The organism is Aureliella helgolandensis (genome assembly GCF_007752135.1).
GTDB classification, from domain to species: Bacteria; Planctomycetota; Planctomycetia; order Pirellulales; family Pirellulaceae; genus Aureliella; species Aureliella helgolandensis.
Window position 1 is genome coordinate 1,961,508 of record NZ_CP036298.1, and the last position, 22,539, is coordinate 1,984,046.

Annotated in this window: 15 protein-coding genes; 5 read left to right on the forward strand and 10 right to left on the reverse strand. The window is 55.0% G+C overall.

Going from position 1 to position 22,539, the window contains the following annotated elements; genetic code table 11:
- Positions 1–612: 612 nt before the first annotated feature.
- From Q31a_RS06935 to Q31a_RS06965, 8 genes are all read right to left on the reverse strand, one after another.
- Positions 613–867, reverse strand: coding sequence for a hypothetical protein (locus Q31a_RS06935; protein WP_145075927.1), 255 nt, complete (start codon positions 865–867; stop codon positions 613–615).
- 203 nt (positions 868–1,070) lie between these two features.
- The gene (locus Q31a_RS06940) at positions 1,071–1,535 is read right to left on the reverse strand and encodes a hypothetical protein (protein ID WP_145075930.1); all 465 of its coding nucleotides are present in this window, start codon (positions 1,533–1,535) and stop codon (positions 1,071–1,073) included.
- Positions 1,536–1,650: 115 nt separating this feature from the next.
- Entirely contained in the window at positions 1,651–1,800 is a 150-nt protein-coding gene (locus Q31a_RS29990; RefSeq protein ID WP_197356369.1) for a hypothetical protein, read from the reverse strand.
- 141 nt (positions 1,801–1,941) lie between these two features.
- On the reverse strand, positions 1,942–2,523 hold the full coding sequence (locus Q31a_RS06945; protein WP_145075933.1) for a TetR/AcrR family transcriptional regulator: 582 nt from the start codon (positions 2,521–2,523) through the stop codon (positions 1,942–1,944).
- A 642-nt stretch (positions 2,524–3,165) separates the two neighbouring features.
- Positions 3,166–5,787, reverse strand: coding sequence for a serine/threonine-protein kinase (locus tag Q31a_RS06950; RefSeq protein ID WP_145075936.1), 2,622 nt, complete (start codon positions 5,785–5,787; stop codon positions 3,166–3,168).
- Between the two features lie 129 nt (positions 5,788–5,916).
- Positions 5,917–7,311: a hypothetical protein gene (locus tag Q31a_RS06955; RefSeq protein ID WP_145075938.1), complete on the reverse strand. Its 1,395-nt coding sequence runs from the start codon at positions 7,309–7,311 to the stop codon at positions 5,917–5,919.
- Positions 7,312–7,542: 231 nt separating this feature from the next.
- On the reverse strand, positions 7,543–8,262 hold the full coding sequence (locus Q31a_RS06960) for an EF-hand domain-containing protein (protein WP_145075941.1): 720 nt from the start codon (positions 8,260–8,262) through the stop codon (positions 7,543–7,545).
- A 103-nt stretch (positions 8,263–8,365) separates the two neighbouring features.
- Complete coding sequence (locus Q31a_RS06965; protein ID WP_231691095.1) at positions 8,366–9,199, reverse strand: sigma-70 family RNA polymerase sigma factor; 834 nt, start codon at positions 9,197–9,199, stop codon at positions 8,366–8,368.
- 471 nt (positions 9,200–9,670) lie between these two features.
- Here Q31a_RS06965 and Q31a_RS06970 point away from each other — a divergent pair, with 471 nt between their 5' ends.
- The 5 genes from Q31a_RS06970 to Q31a_RS06990 all read left to right on the forward strand — a co-directional run bounded on the left by Q31a_RS06970 (position 9,671) and on the right by Q31a_RS06990 (position 18,641).
- Positions 9,671–12,487, forward strand: a complete 2,817-nt coding sequence (locus Q31a_RS06970; RefSeq protein ID WP_231691096.1) for a sulfatase-like hydrolase/transferase — start codon at positions 9,671–9,673, stop codon at positions 12,485–12,487.
- 9 nt (positions 12,488–12,496) lie between these two features.
- Positions 12,497–12,685 carry a hypothetical protein gene (locus Q31a_RS06975; protein WP_145075944.1) on the forward strand — a complete coding sequence of 63 codons (189 nt, stop codon included), beginning with the start codon at positions 12,497–12,499 and terminating at the stop codon, positions 12,683–12,685.
- Between the two features lie 322 nt (positions 12,686–13,007).
- Complete coding sequence (locus Q31a_RS06980) at positions 13,008–13,277, forward strand: hypothetical protein (protein WP_145075947.1); 270 nt, start codon at positions 13,008–13,010, stop codon at positions 13,275–13,277.
- Positions 13,278–13,895: 618 nt separating this feature from the next.
- On the forward strand, positions 13,896–15,431 hold the full coding sequence (locus Q31a_RS06985) for an efflux RND transporter periplasmic adaptor subunit (protein WP_197356371.1): 1,536 nt from the start codon (positions 13,896–13,898) through the stop codon (positions 15,429–15,431).
- A 99-nt stretch (positions 15,432–15,530) separates the two neighbouring features.
- Positions 15,531–18,641, forward strand: a complete 3,111-nt coding sequence (locus tag Q31a_RS06990) for an efflux RND transporter permease subunit (protein WP_145075953.1) — start codon at positions 15,531–15,533, stop codon at positions 18,639–18,641.
- 621 nt (positions 18,642–19,262) lie between these two features.
- Here Q31a_RS06990 and Q31a_RS06995 read toward each other — a convergent pair.
- On the reverse strand, positions 19,263–20,690 hold the full coding sequence (locus Q31a_RS06995; protein WP_145075956.1) for a sigma-54-dependent transcriptional regulator: 1,428 nt from the start codon (positions 20,688–20,690) through the stop codon (positions 19,263–19,265).
- A complete protein-coding gene (locus tag Q31a_RS07000; protein WP_145075959.1) occupies positions 20,675–22,159 on the reverse strand; it encodes a sensor histidine kinase in 1,485 nt (494 codons plus the stop codon). The genes Q31a_RS06995 and Q31a_RS07000 overlap by 16 nt, the downstream gene beginning before the upstream one ends.
- Positions 22,160–22,539: the final 380 nt, after the last annotated feature.

Consider the following 22,539-nt stretch of genomic DNA (forward strand, 5'->3'; position numbering starts at 1 on the left):
CCTGGGGGCTACAGTGAGGCTGCGAAGATGCTTGCCCTGTTTTTCCTCGCAGATCGGCCTGGAGTTGCTGCGGGGCGATGTCCGGCCCCACTATCGGCAATCAGACCTCGGGAGCTCTCCGTAGGGTCGTGCAGCTTTCAATTGCCCTATCGGATGTCTGTTTCATTCGCCTTTATGTTGCTATCTGGGTAACGCTAGAGATCCACAATCGCTCCAATCCAGCACCATTGGAGAATTCGTTGGGGCATTGACGGAAGCTTAGATGCAAGGGGGGCCACGCGTGCAGGTAGCAGGAGAACGCGCATCGTTCGGTTACTACTATGAGTACATGACGAGGTTCGCTTAGACCTCTGCGTTCCCTTTATCCGTCACGAGCCAGTCGCTTAGAAATCTCGCTGCCGATGTCCTCGGATCCACCGGTGACAATTGCGGTTCGATTACTGGACATGAATGGTCTCTCCGAATTCATCGTGAAGTTGCGGTCTGGTGTTTTCTACTTCGTCACGCTTGAGACAATGCTCGCAAATCAGTGCCAAGGTCGCGAGTCGCCATGCAGCGCGACGACCTTTGAGCCGGGATTTCGACTGCTTGGATGACGTCGGCTGGCTCAGCTCACTTCTTGCTGTCCGCGTCGAAGAAAGCGTAGGTGAGCTTGCCGGATTGCTTCATGCCGTACGTTGCAGCAAATGGCAATTTCATAATATCGTTGCCGTTGCCGTTGCCGTTGCCGTTGGTGTTGGTGTTGGTGTTGGTGTTGGTGTTGGTGTTGGTGTTGGTGTTGGTGTTGGTGTTGGTGTTGGTGTTGGTGTCAGACAGTTTGAGCTTGACGCAAAGTGCCGAGACGATCGGTTTGGGCAGGCTAAGCATGAGCCGTTACTTTCACGCGATTGCATTGCCTGCGCCGCGCGATGCTACGATAGCCGGAGCCTCGCGCCGGCGGTTTCTTGCTCTTGCTCGGACAGCTCTGGTGCTAAAACATCCAACCTTGTTCCGGCATTTCCCCTTTTATCGATGCTGGGCTGCATTCAGTGGCAGCTTTGTCGATGAGCTTCCTACGTCGCTGTCCTGGGTTAAGCAACGCTCTGGGCCTTGAGGTGCACTTTAGTGCTATTCTTTCGTAGGAGTTGTGGGATCTTGCTATAGCGGGAGAGAAGGTTCACGACAGCGACGCTCACGATTCCGGTCGCGATGTAGACTAGCAGCCACTTAGGGTTCGACCGCAGAAAAAACTCCGAGAATAGAGCACCAGTCATGGCACCCGTTGCGTAGAGGCTATTGAAAGTGAAAAGGAGCTTGAATTTTTCGTTTCGCTCCTGCTTCAGGAGCAGGATTAGCGAGTTCGTAAAGAACGATATCGCGGCATAACCGATAACGAAGCCTGTGCTAATTCTGAAAAACGTTGGATCAATTCCAAGTGGTTTGGCCATATCCACAAATGCGGCAACGGATACCGGCCATGCTGCAAATTTCGAAATGGTAAACCGGATGAGCATGAGACCTGAAATCGAATTCAGCGCGATCAATAGCGGTTTCATATTGGAGTTCCTTTTTTAAACAAGTGACAGTTAGTGAGGTGCATTCCCGGCCGAAGTCCTTGCAAACGAATTCTTGGCTTCAGCCGATTGGCATGTGTGATTATCCAACGTGATGCTACTTCGGCTCCACGTTAGCTCGTGGAGTGGCTTGCGGCACTCCAGTCGTTTCTCGAAAACTCATGATCGAGTGGCGTATGGCGTATGGCGTATGGCGTATGGGGTTGGGGTTGGTGGTCTCGATCGTATGAACACTAAAGTTAGTCATCGCTTTTCCCTTGCTTAATTTGTACTGAACGGTCAAAACTGGTGTTGGGAAATGGGGAGCCGTGCCCCCCTGGATTACTTGACGCACTCGCGGCGGAACTCCTTACCGTGAATTCCACTAGCTTTCGGTTCACCTATTGGCCTATGAAATCAACGCAATTGCCTGCTGGGCGATTTGTCGCAAGGCCGTTTTCCCGAACGCGCCGCGACCCAGCACGCGAATTCCAGCCACCAATGCAACGAGAGCCTTCGCAGTGGAGCGAGTATCAACCGAGTCGGGAATGGAGCCAAGCTCCTTTCCTCGGTTGATTCGTCCTTCAAAAAAACTAACGACCTCTTTGATCCCGTCTGACACGAGTTCTTGGACGTCTTCGTCATGCGACGAATATTCGAGCGCGGTGTTGAACAGCAAGCACCCCTTCTTGTCGGGATCGTCCAGCGTTGCTTTGACCAGCGAATCGAAAAACATTGCGATCGCTTTGCGCGGATCATCAACCTTTTCCAGCAACTGCAACTTACTCGTCCGTCGATCACCGCCGTACTTCAGCAGCGCCCGTGCGAAAATGTCACGCTTTCCGTCAAATGCGTTGTAGAGGCTGCCTCGTTTGATTCCTGTTGCGTCGGTTATGTCAGAGATCGATGTCGCAGCGTATCCCTTCTCCCAGAAGACTTTCATCGCCTGTTCGATCACGTCCGACTCTTGAAATGATTTTTCCCACGGCATTGTTTTATCTCGCGTAGTTTGTGCCTTCTTTAGCGAAGTGTACATGGTCTAGACCGACCGGTCAAGACTCGGCTAGTTGTTTCTTCGGTCATTCGCTGCTTGTCCATGAGCCGCTCTACCCAAGACGCTCGAAACCGATCAAAAAGACCGCCGAGTCCACCTGCGTGGCCACATGCGACGTTGTTGCAACGGTTACGGTTCGAGTCCAACCGTCCACCAGGCATGTGACTCGAACCGACTTGAATTTCCGAAAACTTTGCCTTCATATGCAAGATGTTGCATTCTAAAACGCTGGTGCTGCTAACCACCGAATTGCCCCAGTTGGAAACCTGGCAAGTCAGAATTTGGCCGATGTTTACAGGAGCATTGTTGCTCCGATTCCTGACCGATTCGGCAACGGCTCAAGCCGTGAACTTAAGCTCTTCGAACCCCTTGATGCGTTCTCACATAGCTTGCAGCATTCGAGCACATCAACTGCCGTCGCTTCGTAGACGTGACATCTCTTGCGCTGAATAATCTTCGCATGATTGAACTCAGGACGACCTCTACCGCTGAAGAAGACGGGCCTTTTGATCTGCGGGAGCAAGCCATCGAGTGCAGCGGCAGCTAGACCGTCGATTCCGAATCTCTGATTTTTCTGGACTACATGGTGTCATTTTCAATTGTGGCATTTTCGGCTGCACTGTCTTTTTCTTCGGTGACCAGCTTGTGAATGATCTGTTGTGTTTGAACTGCGAAGGGATGTAGCTTAGACTCCGCGTCGATGGCTTCTACGTCCGCGACTGCTGAGGCGATTGCAACACGTTCCGCGTTTGTGTTTCGTTGATGGCGATGGATCTCGGAAAGACTTCGGTACAGCAGGGCTCTCCAGCATCGGTGGGGCATGCTGGCGGGCGATGCATCGACCAAAGACGACTGGATGGCAATGGCCTGCTCGAGGCGTTTCTGTCCAAGGGCGAAGTCGCCAGCCGAACGGGCGAGGCTCGATAGCTTGTGCAGGATGTGGACTTCGGAGACGGCGAACAGTTGTGTCTTGGGATTGAGCGATCGCAGCGGTTGCAATTCGGTGAGCGCTTCGTGAAGTCGCTCGTCTGCGTCGTCGACGAAGCGTTCCGAACCGAACTGCCGTCGAAGATGTACGCTGGCGAGCAATTCGATCAAGGCAAATCGAGCACGGGAATCGTTTGGGGTTTGAGTCAGTCGTTCTCGTAGTATTTCGGTAGCTGATCGAAACTCTGCCTGTCGAATTGCTGGCCGCTTTGCTCGACGTGAATCGGCAAAATGAATCCTGGCTCTTAGCACGGCAAATTCACTCGCGTCATGTACGGACGGCTTGAGTTCACTCAGTAGCGATTTGGCTGCCGACAATCGCTCGCGGGCCATTCGCGATTCATCCGGCGATCTGGTTTGGTCGCGGCGACGTTGCGGAGGTGGATCGCCAAGTGAAACAAGTGCATACGCCAGCTGCAACTTCAGCCGATCGTCGGGATCGACGACAGCTTCGCCGGACTGGATTGCCATTGCGTAGGCTTCGTCCGATTTCGCGTAGTCTAGTTGCGATCCGTAGACTTTGCCAAGCTCGTTGTGCAACCGCGCGATGAGAATTCTTTTCTCATTGGTTGGCAAACCGGCCAACTCGCCGCGTGTCTCCAAGAGTTCAACGCTTTGGCGGAGAGTTGTGATCGCGGCGTCGGTCTGTCCGAGTTGTTGTTGAATCTGAGAAAGCCGAAGGCTCGCTTCAATCATTTGGCGAACAATATCGGGCCGAGTGGGCGACTGATTCGCCAAGCGTTCATACAGCGGTTGGATGTTTTTCAACATGCTGGCAGCATGCGGTGAGGGATCCAGTAGAAATTGTGCTGAATCGATTTCTCCCAAATCCATATCCCCCATCGCGGATGCTGGAATGGCAACGAGGTCCACAACGCCGTCGAGTGATTGCAGTGCGAGGTCGACCGTTTGTTCCGATTGTGCGAGTGCCATGCTGGTCCGCTGGTTGGCAGCAGATGTCATTGCAAAACCGACCGACGACGCAACTGTTGCCGCCAGCATCGACATGACGGCAATGCCGCTGACCCCAGCCAGCTTCGGATTGCGTTGGCACCAACGCACAAGTCTCTGAGACGCCGTTGTGCGTCGAGCAAGAATAGGCTCGTCGTTCAAAAAACGATTCAGATCGTCTCGTAAATCGGACGCGGATTGATACCGATGCGCCGGCTCAGGATTGATCGCTTTGGCGACAATTGTTTGCAGATCCGCTGGAACGTCCGTGCGAACATCCCTCAGTGGCTCAATGAGATGAAGCTTTACGGCCTCTGGCAGTTGATACGGAGTCAGGTCTTTGAAAACGGGGGTACCAGTCAGCATTTCGTAGAGTGTCAATCCAACACCGTACACGTCTGACCGCTCATCGGATTGTCCCTGAAAACGTTCCGGTGCCATGTAGCGAGGGCTGCCGCTGAGTGCGTGCGTCATGGTCGGATCCTCTAGCGTGTTCCGCGCAAGTCCGAAGTCGGTGAGTTGCGCGACGCCATCTTCGTCAATCAGGATATTGGCCGGCTTCACGTCGCGATGGAGGATGCCGTTTCCATGAGCGTAAGCAAGTCCGTCGGAGATCTGGCTGGCGATTTCAGCTGCGGTGCGACAAGCGAATGTTTGGATTGTCGTTTGGTCGTTCGACTTGTGGCTACCGTCGCCAGACGGTGGGGGCGACGCTGTGGCGAGCGTAGCTACGGGGCCGATGAGACGATCGAGCGACTGGCCTCGAATGAGTTGCATTACCAGATAATGAGTTCCATCGCATTCGCCTGTGCCGAAGATTGGCACGATGTTGGAATGGTGCATCGCCGCCGCAGTGCTGGATTCTCGCCTGAAATTCTGTAGCGCATCGTCGTCTAGCAAAGATTGCTTGGGCAGCACTTTGATCGCGACACTGCGCCCGAGCGACTCTTGTTCCGCTTCGTAAACGATCCCCATCCCGCCTCGCCCGATCTCTCGCACCAGCCGAAAGTCGCCGAGTCTTTCAAAGACCCGCCCTGCAAGTGTTGCGCTGCCGTCGCTTTCGGATTGCTGGTCCACTTTAACTTTTTCGACCGAAAGTACCAGCGGAAAGACACGTCGGATTGGCTCGCTCAAGTCCGGATGGCGACTCGCGTATTCTTCGATGGTGGGACGCTCACCGTTGCGATAGCGAGCCACGAAATCGCTGGCGAGGATATCGACCCTTGAATAGGTGTCGTCGTCGATTGGATCGGGAAGTTGCATGCGGTGTCAAAGTAAAGGTAAGTAGTCTTGGGAGGAGGCTGTGGAGCGACTGCTGCGAGCGTAACTATCGTTGCCAGACGGTGCAACTGGGGCCACGCACTGGCGAGCGTAGCTACGTCGGCTGCGCCGTTACCGACCCCGTGGTCTCTGTCCTGCACCGGGCCGGCCTTGACCGCGCTGACTTGCACCGCCCGGAAAGTGACTTCGCCCGTTGACCATGCCTGCCGCTTCGTCTTTGTCCCGCCAGACAGTGAATTCCTGTTGTACCGCTGTGCACCACCCCATTTCTTTGTTGCACGCAAAGTACTGGATCTTTACCGAAATTGGTTGGTCCGCGTCCCAGTCCTTGACATCGATCAAGAACTCGCGGGGCTCATTGTCTGATTCAGCTTCTAAAGGTTTCGATTGCCCTGTTGCAGCTGAGATTGTCGCACCTTCGGCAACGATCTTGTACTCCGGTGGATCGGCCAAGTTATTCCAACTCGCTCCCAGTACCGGGTCTTGCCGAAAGCCAAGATACAGCTTACCAGTTCCGGTCTCTATCAATTGTTGGTCAGCCTCTGGCCGAAGTTTTACATAACGATTGGACGGATTGAAATTGATTGAGCGCAAGGCAGAGACGGGATTGCTTTGCCCGCCAGATTCAACACGCAACGGAACAGCCACCCCTTCCACGCGAACCCGTTCCAGAAGCATTTCGCTCTTGGGCGTGATGTGACGTTCGAAACGAGGCAGCTTCAAGTCTTGGGCGACGGTCAGTGTTTCCGGCTTGCCGACCAGCGTCTCCAGCGATTCGCGAAGGCTTGAGCCGCGTCCCCATGAATTGCGATGCACCACTTTACCCGCTTGGTCGAATACGAACTGTGAATTCGGAGCTAGGACGAAGTAAGTTTTCAAGCGGTTGTCAATTGGATCCGTCAACCACGGGATTTGAGTTTGCAACAGCTCCTTGGCATGGTCGACTTGAGCAAACCGGTCCTCGATCGACGATGGCTGCACGAATCCCCAATTCTCTGGGTGTGTGAGGGATTGGTACAGGAAGTAGAAGTCAACACCTCGATCCTTGAAATCGCGAGCAACCGCCTCGATCTCGGGGTAGGAATTTCGGAACTCGGGGCATGTCAAACAGCCACCTACGATCACGGTGTACTTCGCCTGGAAGATGCTATTCACTGGCACCAACTCCCGATCGACATTGTAGACTTCAAGTTCCGCAGGAAGTTCGGCCCCGATCGGAAATTTTTGGTTGAATTCGATGTCACGTGGACGCTCGCGATCACGCGGACGACCACTCTGCGATGCTTGCCCACCACGCTGGCCTCCGGCCTGTCCACGCCCCTGACGGACCTGCCCTGGACGATCTTGCCCTGGACGATCTTGCCCAGCACCACGTAGACCTTGGCCGAACCCTTGGCCGCTTTGCCTTCGACCTTGCGGGGGTTGTGCTTCCAGTGTCTCGGAAATCAGCACGATTGCTATCCAAGTTGCGAAGCTGAACAGAACTGGAATGCTGGAGCGTTTCATGAGTCGACTCGTTTGATGAGATGGTGATTGGGAGGCAACGGAATTCGTCGAGGTCTGATTGGCTGAATCGTGGGATAGGCTTCTAGTCTGTCGATGCACGCTATTTGCTGGGGGAAGCCTATCCCTCTTTTACGCGCCCGATTATGCAACCATCCGTCCACGATTTCGGGATGTCCGGCCGCTCACCGAAAGATAAGCTGGCTCCCGGCGCGGCGGTCTTTCAACTCAACTTTAGTGTTGCGGGCGTCGGCCTTGAGTTGGCACATTCACTGGAGCGTCTCCGGTCCGATTTAGAGAGTTGCGATGGAACTGCGACGCCAGCACAAGTCGCTCTCCTTCGTCCAGCGCGCCGTCTTGGTTGGCGTCGGCGCTCGCAAAGGCTTTGTGCATGTGCTCGGGCAATTCGGACTTGCCGAGCGCACCGTCCATGTTTTCGTCAAAGGCCATAATCTCCTCCGCAAACGCTGCGTCGGTCTGAGCAAGATCGCCGCCGCGACGCCCGCTGGCAGCACCCACACCGGATCGTCCTCCTCCAGGAGATCCGCCGCCCGGCGGGCCTCCCGGTCCTTGACGTTCGCGGCTTTGTCGCATTCCGGGTGCTGTTCCTCCCGGCACCCGTCCCCCGGCACCCGCGGGACGCAATTCTTCGGCGGTTAACTTTCCATCGCGGTTTTGATCAAGTTTCCGCAAGGCATTGGCGGCCGCGTCGATCTCTTCCGAAGATAGTTCACCATCGCCATCTGCATCAAAGATTCGCAGCAGTGGTGGCGTTTGTTGAGCTGCAGGGTTACTCATCTTCTGTCCGCGACCTCCCGGTCCTTCGCCCCCGGGACCCGATTGTCTTCCGCCGCCTGAACCGGGACGGCCACCGGGAGGCTGAGCATTGACATAAGAATCGCTGAATGACAAGGCGTACACGCAGAATGCCGTGAGCAAAAACAAACGCTTCATGATTGGGCCTGTGGAGGTTGGTGTGAGTTGGTGTCACTCGGTTAAACCCGGCCGCTGAGAGACTTCTACCGAAAAATTTGCGAAGTTTTCCAGATCGCCTGCCTTACAGCTTTTCCAGCACGGACCGCAATCGTTCCAACGCTCGTACATACCGAATACTGGCTGCTTTGGGGGAGATTCCAAGCTCGGTCGCAACTTCCTGATTCGTGAGTTCTTCAAAATGGCGCAGTGCAACGACTTCGCGATCCATGTCACTCATCTCACCCAACGCCTTTTTGACTTCGGCGATCAACTCGACCTTTACTGCCGCTTGGCTAGGCGAAGTCAGATGCGCAATGAAGCGTTGTGAAAGACACAACGACGTGTTGCCCCACGGGGTTCCGTCGTTCGGGCTAGCTTCGCGCAAGGTCGAGCGGGATTCGGTGGCCAGGTGTCGGCGATGCACTCGACTCAGTGTTTGCCCGGTAACGAGTCGTAGCCAAAGAAACAGTGACGGGAAATTGCCCTCGACGTAGTGACTGAGCCGTTTTTCAGCATCTAGGTAGACCTCCTGCAATACATCATCAGCATCAACACGGGCGCGAATCTGGTCGCTAAGCCTGAAATGGATGATCTGCCACAAGCGGGGGCGATGGCGCGAAAATGCATCGGCAAACAGTGACAAATCGCCATGTTTGAGCTGCCGCTCGATGTCTTCATTTCCATCTCCGCCGCTGAAATTCAAGGGAAGGCTCATGAGTCGTTGGTAGTAGCGTTGCGTCAATTCCTCTGGGAAGCCTGATGCAGCATTGGCTGTGCTATCACCTGCTTGGGCACATTCAGCGGAGTTTCTCTTGAAGTGGGGTGCCCCCACAACCAGTGAAATCGTCCCAACCGTTCCCGAAACAGGCTGACAGGTGATGGCTGTCGGATTTTGGAGTGGAGGGCACCGATTCAATTCTAATCTACAAGAATTATCGCTTGAAACCCGTCCGTCTTGCAGATCCGTCCGATTCCTGGCGGAATCGCCGCTGCTTTGTTTCGTTTGGCCAGCCTCACGGAGGGAAGCCGGATTCACATGTGGCATGCCTAGGTTGGACGTTTATGGTACGGGGACAATATAGCCTCCGAATAGCCTCCGATGGATGTCGAGTTATCCCAGGTTCTGCAAGGCCGTGGCCCGCAAGGCGGTGTGGGCGGGAGTCACAACCTAGTCCGACCGGTGCGAGGAGCGGAAATGACCCTGCCGAGACATGCCACCCCTCGAATGATGTCCCTTCTTCGGCTGTTCGAGACGTGGTCCCAATAGTACTCCGTGGCGGCCCTTTTCTTCTTTTCTTGAGAATAGGCCTGTAGATCATTTCGGTGCGCAGGGTTTCTAAGAATACACCCCGCTTTGACTCAAACACCCGCATTGGAAAATTTTGTCATGCCCCTATTGAATGATCGGCCTATTCGACTTGTCGGTAACGCGCTGGTGTTGTTGACTGCCGCCGTATTGACGGTTGCTTCAATTGCGCACGCTGAAACTCACAAGAACATTGTCATCTTGGTCGCTGATGATCTCGGCTGGGGCGATGTCGGCTTTCATGGCGGAAGCGTACAAACGCCAAACATTGACCGCTTGGCAGCCGAAGGCGTCCGGCTGAATCGGTTCTACGCCTACCCTGCTTGCAGTCCGGCTCGTGCCGCCATGCTGACAGGTCGCTTTCCTCAACGCTACGGGATTGCTGGTCCCGTTCGTCCCCGTGACGAAGGACTTCCAAGCAGCGAGACAATACTCCCCCGCATGTTTCAGCAGGCAGGCTATCAAGCGAGTCTGATTGGCAAATGGCATCTCGGGCTTGCCGGTAAAGAGGCGCAACCCAGCCAACGAGGCTTCGATCACTTCTATGGTTTTCTCGATGCGTCCATCGACTACTACCGGCATACGGCGGGCCAAGGGCAAGTCGATTGGCAGCGTGACGGACAGAAGATTCACGAAGAGGGTTACGTAACCGACCTATTGGCCGACGAAGCGGTGCGTCAAATTAATAGAAGCGTCTCCAGCCAGCCGTTTTGCATGGTCGTTTCGTTCAGTGCGCCGCACTCGCCGTTTCAGGCACCCGAAACTCTGGTTGCCAAGTACCGCGGTCGAATGAATGAGCGTGAAGCGACGTATGCCGCGATGATTGACTCGCTGGACCAAGGGATCGGCCGGATCCTTGCTGCGCTTGACAAACAAAACCTTCGCCAAGATACCATCGTCGTGTTCACTTCGGATAACGGCGCGGTACGGGCGGGAACCAACGCTCCATTTCGCGGCCAGAAGCGTCAAGTGTACGAGGGTGGAATTCATGTTCCTTGCGTTGTCCGCGCGCCGGGAGTATTGGAAGCTGGATCCGAGAACGAACAACTCTTTGCGATCCATGACTTGTTTCCGACGCTGGCCGAGGCCGCTGGAGTCACGCTTACCCCCACCAAGCCGCTCGACGGGATAAGTCTGTGGTCACAATTGATCAGCAACAAGCCGATATCAAGAGCGATCGTCATTGCCGAAAACGATCATGCGATCATTCGCGATGATTGGAAATTGATTCAGTTGGCCGACGGCAGCACGGAACTGTACAACCTGCGGTCTGATCCCACTGAGGCAAAAGATCTGGCAGATTCGGAGGCCAAGCTCGTCTCGCAGTTGCTGTCCCAGCTGGCTCAGTACAAAGTCGTCGTGCAAACCGATGGCCCCGTCCCACCGTCTGGCGACGGTAGCTACGCTCGCCAAAGCGTGGCTTCTGGCCGACACACGCTTGCCGTAACAGCAACCCAACATCTGCAAGAGGGCGAGTCACTTGCAACGGCCACACTCAGAGGTGATGCGAAATATGGTGTGCTGGGGGATCCGCGAGTTGAATCCAATGGACGCGGTGTGCGTTTGCTTTCGGGGGAAGATTTCGATGGCAACGGTACGTATGCTGGTGAGGCTTCGCTGATTAGCAGCAGTGTCTCGCCAGCTCAGCGTTGGTATCGATTCTACATCTCCGGACTCGCACAAGATAACTTCACTGTCGACCAAGACGATCTGTACTTGAAAGTTGAGTTCTTTCAAAACGGCGGCACGGATTCTCTGGACCTGATCAAAGAGCGAATCTACACACAGGTGTCGCAGGAGCGGAAGGACTTCTTCGATAAAGATACGAACGAAAGCTTGGGCCACTCGACCTGGCGAACCTACGCGATGGATTTTCGCACGCCGTTCGCGGAAGTTGATACCGTGAAGTTGAGTGTCGGTTTTGCCAATGGCAAGGGCGAGCAGAGACGCAGCGAGTTTTGGGTGAATTCAATGGACCTGAAGCCGATTGATACACCAGAAAAGTATGTAGCTGCGAAACCTACAATCCGCGAGTTTCCGCAACCGGACGCCGCGACGCTTGTGGCACTCGGCGGACGTTGGTACTTTGACCCGAAAGGTAGCGAGCGGAAGCCTCCCCAGCAGTTCGACTACACGAACTCAAACCAATTGCTGTACAAATCCGATCGGTTTGAAGCACCATTTGCCGACAACATGAGTTCGTGGCTGCGAGCTGGCTATCTGGACTTCGAAGGCAAAGCTGTTGAAAAAGACCAGCCCAAACCGTATGCGGTTGTCATCTCCTTCACCGACAAGCATTTGGTGATGCGAAGTCGCAATCTGCCGAATCATCCAACAGCCACGTTCCCCGATCGTTGGCGGATGCTGGACGGCAATCCGTCGTACATCAAGGAGCAGGCGAATACGTGGCATCTTCCGCTTAAACCTAAACGCGATCCCACCGCATTCGCGATGGACGAAAAGAATTCCAACCAAGCACTGCCCATGGGGGCGATTGGCGTGGCGACCAACGGTGTGATCTTCTTCAACCCTTTCGACCACATTTTTGAAACCGATGCAGTTTGGCGACTCGATCGTTGTTGCGGGCACCCAAGTCCTCAGCAACAATACCACTACCACAAGTATCCCGTGTGCGTAAAAACACCTTGGAGCGACGAGGGCCAAGCTCATTCCAGCGTAATCGGATTTGCCTTCGATGGCTTTCCGGTTTACGGGCCTTACGAATCCCAAGGGTTGCTTGCCAAAGACGACACCAGGAATCCGCTCAACGCCTTCAATCTTCACGAAGATCCCGATCGTGGTCCGCACTATCACGTCACGCCGGGCGAGTATCCGCACATCATCGGAGGGTTCTGGGGGCAGCTCGAAACGCTGAACCGCCCCGGACGGAGAAGATAGCAAAACCTCATGAACAATCGACCATTTACCAATCTCGTTGCTTCGCTGGGTGGGTTCGAGGTTGGTTCCCGGCTACGCGAGCTACTGCGATTGCAAAAAGGGACGCACCAGATCGACCAGCCCGAAGGAAACCGCTTGCTCGCAGAACCATCCCAAGCCAACCGGGGCTGGCGCGACCTCACAGGGGAATGCTGGTAAGCGTCGTTAGCGGTGACGAAATTTTCCGATCGAAAGTACGACGCAACGGCTTTCATAGCCGATTCGACCAGCGGGATAGGCTAGGATGAAACTTGCTTTTCATCCGCAACCGCCCTGGGACAACTCGTTCGCCGCTCCACTTGTCCAACGATGCACAACGAGAACGATCCAGCTTGTCCCTTTCGTTCTCCTCCCGCTGGTCGATTCTGCTTCTGCGCAGAGTTTCCGGCAAGAGCCTCGCTTGTGGCGTTGAACCCGAGTAAACTCCCAACTGTGTCGACAAGACCCAACGAGTGTCCACTGATCTACTAAGGAACGAATTATGGAAGAGCCCCAAGCCACGGCTGTGCCCGAACCACCCTCGAAGGAGGAGCTGCGGTTGGCGATGAAGGCATTCCGCAAACGCCTCAAGCTGACTCGATTGGACGACGAATCGGGGCTGGGCTATGGGCCTACGTCCTCTGGGCAGCAATCGAACATCGTCGCCATTACACCGCCCAACCAGTTTCCCAAGGCTGTCTGGCAGGAACTAGCCAAACAGGGAAAACTCAAGCAGGATCGAGGCGGATTTTTCTCACTGGTTGAACCGTAGCTGACGCCCCGGCCAACGCCAGTGCAGGTCAACGGCTGCGGTTGAGCCGCTTACTACCGGCGCTGCCAATCCGTTGCTCGCGTTTGGAGACGCCTTGGCGGGGGCATCGGGCCGAGTCGGCTGAGAATCTTGCTGCATGCTTCACAGCTTGCCCATTTATAAGCCCTTCGCCCCACGGGCTGTTGATTGAATAGCGTCTGGAGTTTTCACGTGGAGGCGGCATCTCTAATCGTCCTGTAGTGGCGACCACCTGTCCTTGCTGACGCGGCGGGTTACTATTTCAACAGCCCGGGAAGGGGGGGAGCCGGGCATGGGCGAGCGATGGCAGGCGAATGCCCCCAGCTTCTTGCACTTCTGGTTCGTTTGGGCCCCGTCTGCGACCTCTGCAGGCTTTCTGAGGCGACCTGAGTCCAATTGTTTTTCGACAGAAGTGGCCAGTGGACAGATTCTGTCCACTGGGGTGGTGAATGTCTTTGCCTTGGAGAATCCGCGGGATGTCCGCGAGGGCGCTTTGCATCGCCAAATTCCAATGAAAACCTTCGTTTTTGCTGGTTGGCACAATTGATGCTAACAGTAAGACGCCGACCGCCTGCTCGCCAACCTCGAAATGCACAAACGATGCCTGACCATCAAACGCCAGCTCTATCATCCTCGCCCAATGAGCCCCACGCTAGCGCACGCCAAGCCAAGCCTGGTGTGGTTGCATCCTTGCTTAAACGCCTGCCGACGTTATTGGTTTTGGCTGTCATGGGAGGCGGCTGGATGGTGATGCACCACATCAATTCAGGCGGTAGCAGCGGCGGCGAAGCCGTTGACATCGCTGAAGATGCTGGGCCCAACGACACGCTCGCGTTGCCTGAAGGCAAGCTCAATGCCGCGAAGTTCAAGAGTGTCGCAGTCCAAGAACAGGCTATTCAACACATGCACACGGTGCCAGGTCGTTTACGCTATGACCAAACCAAGCATGTCGATGTGAAGGCGCCGATGGATGGGATTCTGGCCGAACTCGTCGTTACACCTGGCGACCATGTTGCGGCCGGTGATTTGATCGCTGTACTTCGTAGTCCTGAAATCGGCCAAGCTCGCGCCGAGATTCTAAAAAGGCAGAAGGAACGCGACATTGCTCAGCAGGTTTTGCAGCGTGAGATGACGCTGTCCGAGAATTTGAATCAAGTTTGCGAAATGCTCGATCAAAGGAAGCCGGTCGACGAGATCGAGACGGCTTTTTCCAATCGTGCCCTGGGTAGTTATCGCCAAGAGATTTTGTCAGCCTACTCAAATATGCAATTGGCCGATGAGTTAATTGCAAAAGTACGACCGCTGGTAGATGCCGGCGCAGTCGCTGGTCGAGCAGTCCTCGAACGCGAAGGCGAGCGGCAGTTGGCCGAAACAGCCTTCCGTACTGCACGCGATCAAGCGACGTTTGCTGCGAACCAAGCGATGATGAAAGCCGAAGCGAGTGTTGCCCAAGCCGATCGCCAATTGAATCTGGCGTGGCAATCGCTCGAAACACTTTTGGGCTACAAAGAAGATCGAGACGTCGTGAACTTGACCAGCGAAGACTCGCTGTCGCGACTAGAAGTTCGAGCACCGTTTGCCGGTAGCGTCGAATCCCAGGGCTTTGCTAAGAACGAGCGAGTTATGCGTGGTGATTCGCTCGTCGTACTGGCAAACACGGATTCCCTGACGGTGGAAGCCAGCATTCGAGAAAGCGATTGGTCGGTTGTCGCGTTGCAGACAGACGCTGAGGTGTCAGTGATGGTTCCGGCTCTCAACGATCGAATCTTTTTCGCCAAGGTGCGGTACTTTGGCCGTGAGGTTCAGGCGGATACGAACTCGGTCCCCCTGGTTGCACGAATTGAGAACGAAGAGAGCTTGCTTCGACCCGGCATGTTCGTTCGAGTGACAGTACCGATCGGCGAAGCTCGGCAGGTGTTGGCCATTAAGCCTGAGTCGCTGTTGCAGCACGAGAATCAACAGTTCGTATTCGTGGATGTGGGCGGCGGTGTATTCAAACGGGTCGACGTCTCCACTGGCCAGGCTTCCGACGATTGGGTGGAGATCACCAAGGGGCTGTCGCCAGGACAATTGGTCGTGACCAGTGGCGCATTCCTGTTGAAGTCGGAATTCCTGCTACAAGGAGAGGGCGAATAGCTTCCACACTCGTTCAACTTCTTGCCTCCCTTTCGTCCTCCCCAAAAAACACAGTGCTGAGCATCTGGCCAGCGATAGAGAAATTCGGATCGCGACAACATGCTTACCAAAATCATTGAATTCTCGCTCGTCAATCGTGGGCTCGTAATCATCTTGACGCTATTGATGGCTGGAGCTGGATTTTATTCCGCTTTCAATCTGCCAATCGATGCCGTTCCGGACATGACGAACGTCCAAGTGCAGGTTGTGACCGACGCCGGCTCTCTGTCGCCGGTCGAAGTCGAGCGGTACGTGACCTACCCCGTGGAAAACACGATGGGCGGCTTGCCCGATGTGGAAGAGCTTCGCAGCGTATCCAAGTTTGGAATCTCGGTCGTGACGATCGTGTTTGAGGAAGGCACCGACATCTATCGCGCCCGGCAACTTGTGACCGAGCGACTGGGAGACGCGGCCGCCAACATTCCACAGGGATACGGGACACCCACCATTGGCCCATTGACCACGGCTCTCGGCGAAATATTGCAGTTCGAAGTTCGCAGTGATCGCCATTCGCCTATGGAGCTGCGAACGATGCTGGAGTGGGAGATCTCGCCCAAGCTGCGGCAGGTCAACGGTGTCACCGAGATCAATACCCATGGTGGCTACTACAAAACGTTCGAGGTTCAGCCCGATCCCGATCGAATGACCAGCTACGGCATTCCAATGGAATTGCTATTTCAACGGCTGCAGGCGAATAACAACACGTCTGGCGGTGGTTACGTGATTCACCACGGCGAACAGCGGTTCATTCGCGGCGTGTCGCTGCTCGAAAACGAGAATGATATCGAGAATGTCGTCATTCGTCGCGAAGCCGATGGTAATCCAATACTAGTGCGAGATATTGCTGAAGTTAGCATCGAACCGATGACGCGGCAGGGCGCCGTGACTCGTGACGGACGCGGTGAAGTGGTAACCGGATTGGTGATGATGTTGATTGGCGAGAACTCGCGGGAGGTCGTTGAGTCGGCCAAGGAGCGTCTCAAGGATATTGAGGCTACGCTGCCCGTGGGGGTGCGTCTGGAAGTGACCTATGACCGAGCGGCACTAATTGCCAGGACGCTCAATACGGTTTTGACCAACTTGACCGAAGGCGGCATGTTGGTGATCGTCGTGCTGCTACTGATGCTTGGCAATCTTCGTGCTGGCATCATCGTGGCGCTCGCAATACCGCTTTCGATGCTGTTTGCCACCAACGTGATGGCCTACACCGGCGTGACGGCCAGCCTGATGAGCCTGGGAGCGATTGACTTTGGATTGATCGTCGATAGCAGCGTTATCATGGTCGAAAACTGCATCCGTAAACTCTCACACGACAATGGGGACGCGAAACATCAAGATGTCATTCGCGACGCTGCCGTGGAAGTCCGCAAGCCAACGATGTTCGGTGAATTGATTATTGCAGTCGTGTTCTTACCAATCCTCCTGCTCGAAGGCACGGAGGGAAAGCTGTTCCGGCCGATGGCTCTGACCGTACTATTCGCGCTCGGCGGATCCATGATTCTCTCACTTTCATTCATGCCTGCGATGGCGTCGCTCTTTCTGCCCAAGAAGATGAAGGAAGAGGACGTATTGCTGGTGCGGATCGTCAAATTCTTTTACGAGCCATTGGTCACGCGAGCGATTAAGCACCCCTTTGCTACCGTTGCGATCGCACTCACCGTATTCGCGATGAGTCTGCCGATGGGGCGCCATCTTGGTGCGGAATTCATGCCGCGTCTGGAAGAAGGAGACTTGTTGGTCGAAGCATTGCGTTTGCCAAGTGCCACGCTTGAAGGATCGATCGCCATGTCGACTCAGATCGAGAAGCTTCTCAAGAAATATCCTGAAGTGAAGACGGTGTTCTCAAAGACTGGGCGTCCGGAAATCGCCAATGACGTAATGGGCGTTCATCAGACTGATGTGTGGGTTTTGTTGAAGCCCGTTCATGATTGGCCTAGTCACAAAACACGGGATGAGTTGATCGAGCAAATGTCGGCAGAGCTCAACGCCAACGTTCCGGGGGTAGCATTCGGGTTCACTCAGCCCATTGAAATGCGAGTGGATGAACTGGTGGCTGGCGTTAAAGCCGATGTGGCAGTGCTGCTTTACGGCGACGATATGGAAGTGCTGGGCGCGAAAGGCAAGGAGATTGAAGCGGTCTTGCGTGAAATCCCAGGTGCGGTCGATGTTAAAGCCGATTACCAAGCCAATTTGTCAACGCTAACGATTAAGACGAAGCCGCAAGCTCTAGCTCAATATGGAATTGACGCGCAAACGGTATTGGATGTCGTGTCCTCGATGGGCGGATTTCAAGTGGGCCAGATTTTTGAGGGACGAGCGCGTTATCCGATAATGGTGCGCGTCCCTGTGCAATGGAGGGAGAATCTCAAGCTTCTGGAGCAAGTCCCCGTTGCTGATTCCAATGGCAAAGCGGTTCCATTGAAGGAGCTAGCCGATATTCGTCTAGAAGAGACCCCGCCTACAATCGAGCACGAAGGAAATCGTCGCCGGACATTTATTTCCGCCAATGTGCGCGGTCGCGATGTAGCCACATTCGTTACCGAAGCTCAAGCAACGGTGGCAGAGAAGGTCGAGTTCTCTCCGGGGTATGAAATTCGTTGGGGCGGCGATTTTGAGAATCTTCAATCGGCCAGTCTGCGACTTGCAATCATTACCCCCATCGTATTGATGATCATCATGCTGCTGTTGCATACGAGTCTTGGTTCGTTGCGGTTGGCACTATTGATATTCCTTGCTGTACCGATGGCGGCCTCCGGGGGCATCATCGCGCTGTACTTGCGTGAGATGCCGTTTAGCATCTCTGCGGGCGTCGGCTTTATTGCCCTGTTCGGTGTCGCGGTTTTGAATGGCTTGGTCTGGGTGAGCGCCGCGGAGCACTCGCGTAAGTCGGGTATGCCGCTCCAAGACGTCAGCCATGACACGGCTTTGGTCCGCTTGCGACCGGTATTGATGACGGCACTGGTTGCCAGCCTCGGGTTCCTGCCGATGGCCCTGTCCACCAGCGATGGTGCCGAGATGCAACGACCGTTGGCGACCGTCGTCATCGGTGGACTGATTACCTCGACGCTGTTGACGTCGCTGGTAATTCCCACGATCTACCCCTGGTTCGCCCGAGGCCTGAATGATGTTGCGCTAGTCCATCACGATGATCACAATCCGATGTTGACTTAGAGGAAGCATCGGTAGGCGGCGTCCCAGAGACAGTCTGAAAGGCCGTGTCGATGCTTGCTAGCAACGTTCGCTGTTTCCCCGCGCGTATCACCAGCGAATCACCAGGCGGGGCATCGCAGGGGAGATCTATCCGCAGTAACCTTCTCATCGCTCGAATGCACCGTTCGCGTGGGTCCACCGCAGCAGTCCATCGTTCGAAGACGATTCTCTTCCATGGCAAGCGAAGATGAGTCGCGATGAGAGCTCTGGCCGGAGGATTGCTCCCCACTGAACATGAAATAGCCGTGGGAATCAAGTCTGCCCGGTCACACGCAAGAAGTCATCAATCGACACGTGGCGAGTGGTGGTAGGAGGGAGGGCGTCTTAGCAGGAGTGCTAAGCTTGGCCTTCGGGAGCGTTGCTCGCGCAACGCCCAAGGAGGAAACCCGGTGCACTACCTCTGCTTGATTCGCCGCGAGACTGGGGGGAGCTGATTTCGCGTCGGATCGACCTGATCGAATGGACGACCGTAAAGCCGTGGAACGAGACTTCGACGAGAAGTTCGTGCAACAGACGAACGAACCAGGGTAGGTGGGGAATCGCTTGCGGCCGACAATTCGCAGGAAACATTGCTCGCGGAAATCAATGCGGCGAACTGAAATCGCTTGCTTCGATGCCAAGGGACTTGAGCTTACTGCGCAGAGTAACTCGGCTAATTCCTAGAAACGTCGCGGCTTTGAGTTGATTACCGCTGGTATGGGTGAGCACTAAACGGAGCAGTTGCCGTTCTGCAATTGAGATGGCTTCGGAATATAGGTTGTCCGTACCGGCCTCGAGCCGTTCGGCAACGAATCGTTCGGCAAGGAACTGAGGATCGCTCGGTGACTGCGGATGATCGTGGACGTCCCCCAGGGGGGGCAGGAAATCTGGCAGCAAGATGTTGCCGCGGGCGGTCAGCAAGGATTGTTTCATGACACTTTCGAGTTCACGCACATTGCCCGGCCAGTGGTAGCTTCCCAGTACTTCAAGTGTTTCTGGCACAATTGTGCGAATGTTTTTGCCGAACTCATTGCTGTATTTGCGCAGAAAGTACTCCGCCAATACACGTAGATCGTCCTCGCGGTCCCGCAATGGCGGCAGGTGGATGGTAACCACGCTGAGCCGAAAATACAGATCGGATCGAAAGAGTCCCTCGGAGACGAGTTGCTTGAGATCGTGATTGGTTGCCGCGATGATCCGCACATCGACCTGGATCGGTGTGTTGCCTCCGACGCGTTCGAACGTTTGGTCCTGCAGGACTCGCAGCAACTTCGCCTGGGTCATCGGCGACATGTCGCCAACTTCATCCAGGAACAACGTGCCACCGTCGGCCTGTTCAAGTTTCCCGATTCGTTGTCGATAGGCGTCGGTAAAGGCTCCCTTCTCATGGCCGAAGATTTCACTTTCCAATAACGCGTCAGGGATTGCGGCGCAGTTGATCGCTTGAAACGGTTTGGTGGAACGGGCACTGTGGTGATAGATGGCTTGGGCAACTACTTCCTTGCCAGTTCCGCTCTCGCCGAGCAACAGTACCGTCAAGTTTTGCGAAGCCACCCGACCAATCGCTTTATAGACTTCCTTCATCGCATTGCAGCGCCCGACAATCGCATCGCCGGTAGACACTTCGTCAGCGTCGGATTCCGCGAGGACCGGTTGAACGCGGACCATCCGGCTGAGATTGAATGCTTTGTTAAGTAGCATTCGAATCTCGTCAAGCTCGAGCGGCTTAAATAGGTAGTCGTAGGCCCCCAGTTTGGTCGCCTCGATGGCGGACTGAACCGTCCCATGGCCGGTGATGAAGATGAATGGAACTCGCGAATCGAGTTTGAGCAGGCGTTTGAACAACTCCAGCCCACTCGTGTCCGGAAGACTTAGGTCGAGTATCACGACATCCGGATTCGCCTCGGCAAACAATCGCTCACCTTCGGCACCGCTTTTGGCCGTGAGAACTGTGACGCTTTCGCTGGTAAAGGCTCGCTCGAATGCTCTGCATATGGACGCTTCGTCATCAATGACTAGTAGGGTTTGCATGACGCCTCACGTACGGGGATATCATCGGTACCAATGGCCGATGGATCGACTAATGGTAGAGTTAGGCAGAATACGGCCCCTCCGGAAGCTCGGTTTTGTCCCGTCAATGTTCCGCCGTGCGCGTCGGCGATCCGTCTGCAGATGCCCAGTCCTAGGCCTACGCCGGAGGCTTTGGTGGTCGAGAATGGAGTGAACAGCTTGGCCAGCATGTCGTCACTAATTCCTTCGCCGTTGTCTACCACCGATAATTCAAGTTGGTCGTCGATTGTGACCACACTGATTGTCACTTCGCCTCCGTCGGGCATGGCGTCGAGTGCATTGAGGGCAAGATTCAAGAGCAATTGTTGGATTTGTGAGGCATCCCCCGCAATCATGATCGGATTGTCTTTGCATTCGATAACGAGTTTGACCGCTTGCTGTCCGCAACGACCTTCGATCAATTGAACTGTTTTTCGAATTACGTTTTGGATGGGAAACACCGATTGTACGCCCTGCTCGGGACGAGCGAATTCCAGCAGACTGTTGACACTGCGTTCCATGCGTCGAATTTCTTGTTCGACCAATTGAAGATCATCGGTCGGAAAACCTTCGTCGGCAAATTTGCTGCGGTTAACCTGAATCAACATTTTGATCGACGTCAGCGGATTGCGAATCTCATGTGCGACACCAGTTGCCAACTGAGCGAGTGTCGTCATTTGTTGTGCCCGCAACGCTTCTGTCTCGCGAGCCATCATTACGCGTTCGGCTTCAGCCTGCTCGGCGGCGGTTAGATCTCGAATGATCGCGATGCGCAGGGGCTTTGATTCGGATGGGTATTCACTGACTGACACTTCGACAGGAAAGTGGCTGCCGTCCGAGCGTTTGGCCGTCAGACGAAACGAGGCTGGCAACGCATCCAACACGGGAGGCAGTCCATTGAGGAACGTTCCAGCCGTTTTTCCTAACAGCTCGTCGAGATCCGTTGAAAGCAAATCGGTGGTAGCTCGATTGCACGACAGGATCACTCCTTGATGGTTGAAGGTGACGATGCCTTCACTGGCGTTGGCCACGATTGTTTCGCTGCGTCCGTGTTCTTGGATTGCGATTCGTCGAAGTGGCCCAATGATCACCCACCATAACACTGGAGCGCATACCAGGGTCAGTAGCACGGCGTCTAGGACCGCCATACCGGTTTCGCCGAAAAAGTCTAGCATCACATGGGGCAGCACGAACATCACGCCAACCTCTGCGATGAACATTAGCAACAGCACGATGCCCAGAATCCGCGCGGGCGACCGCAAGATCGAGGACAGGGCTGAAACTCGGTTGGACATGCGCCAAAACTGATCCATGCGAGGGATGTTGATGGACGAGGAGTCTTGGGAACAAGCCGCACGCCCGCCAGGAAAGCGAGTGGGGATTTCTCCCGGAATTTCCGCTGCCTGATCTATTCGTTTTCCAGCCGACGATTCTACCAACAAATTGGACACCGCACATCTCGTCGAAAATGGCCTGCAGCTAGACTGAGCAAGCCGAGGAGCTGAGGTCGAGACAACCGCTATCTCGTGCCAGGCCTATAGCCAAAGCAATCGGTGTACCGATGTAGAATCGGGGGCAATGGAGCTGCGGTTGTTGGAAGAGCAGTGAGGCAACGTGCTGCAGTGAATCCTGTGGACAAATCGTTTCCATCGAAATGAACAAGATGTGTTCAGTTTCTATTGGTTCATACTTAGATTGCGAATCGACTCTTGGTCCAGGGAAGCACTGCGGAGGCCGTGGTCCGCGAGTGCCGTTGGTTGATCAAACACCTTCGTCGGCTGGAGGGGAGCTAGCCTTCCAGATTTACGCCGAGACTGTTTGGGACATTCCG

What these genes read in the sequence shown, in the direction of transcription:
- Q31a_RS06935 (WP_145075927.1), bottom strand. Translation starts at nt 867, where the DNA reads ATGCTTAGCCTGCCCAAACCGATCGTCTCGGCACTTTGCGTCAAGCTC.
- Q31a_RS06940 (WP_145075930.1), bottom strand. Translation starts at nt 1,535, where the DNA reads ATGAAACCGCTATTGATCGCGCTGAATTCGATTTCAGGTCTCATGCTC.
- Q31a_RS29990 (WP_197356369.1), bottom strand. Translation starts at nt 1,800, where the DNA reads ATGACTAACTTTAGTGTTCATACGATCGAGACCACCAACCCCAACCCC.
- Q31a_RS06945 (WP_145075933.1), bottom strand. Translation starts at nt 2,523, where the DNA reads ATGCCGTGGGAAAAATCATTTCAAGAGTCGGACGTGATCGAACAGGCG.
- Q31a_RS06950 (WP_145075936.1), bottom strand. Translation starts at nt 5,787, where the DNA reads ATGCAACTTCCCGATCCAATCGACGACGACACCTATTCAAGGGTCGAT.
- Q31a_RS06955 (WP_145075938.1), bottom strand. Translation starts at nt 7,311, where the DNA reads ATGAAACGCTCCAGCATTCCAGTTCTGTTCAGCTTCGCAACTTGGATA.
- Q31a_RS06960 (WP_145075941.1), bottom strand. Translation starts at nt 8,262, where the DNA reads ATGAAGCGTTTGTTTTTGCTCACGGCATTCTGCGTGTACGCCTTGTCA.
- Q31a_RS06970 (WP_231691096.1), top strand. Translation starts at nt 9,671, where the DNA reads ATGCCCCTATTGAATGATCGGCCTATTCGACTTGTCGGTAACGCGCTG.
- Q31a_RS06975 (WP_145075944.1), top strand. Translation starts at nt 12,497, where the DNA reads ATGAACAATCGACCATTTACCAATCTCGTTGCTTCGCTGGGTGGGTTC.
- Q31a_RS06980 (WP_145075947.1), top strand. Translation starts at nt 13,008, where the DNA reads ATGGAAGAGCCCCAAGCCACGGCTGTGCCCGAACCACCCTCGAAGGAG.
- Q31a_RS06985 (WP_197356371.1), top strand. Translation starts at nt 13,896, where the DNA reads ATGCCTGACCATCAAACGCCAGCTCTATCATCCTCGCCCAATGAGCCC.
- Q31a_RS06990 (WP_145075953.1), top strand. Translation starts at nt 15,531, where the DNA reads ATGCTTACCAAAATCATTGAATTCTCGCTCGTCAATCGTGGGCTCGTA.
- Q31a_RS06995 (WP_145075956.1), bottom strand. Translation starts at nt 20,690, where the DNA reads ATGCAAACCCTACTAGTCATTGATGACGAAGCGTCCATATGCAGAGCA.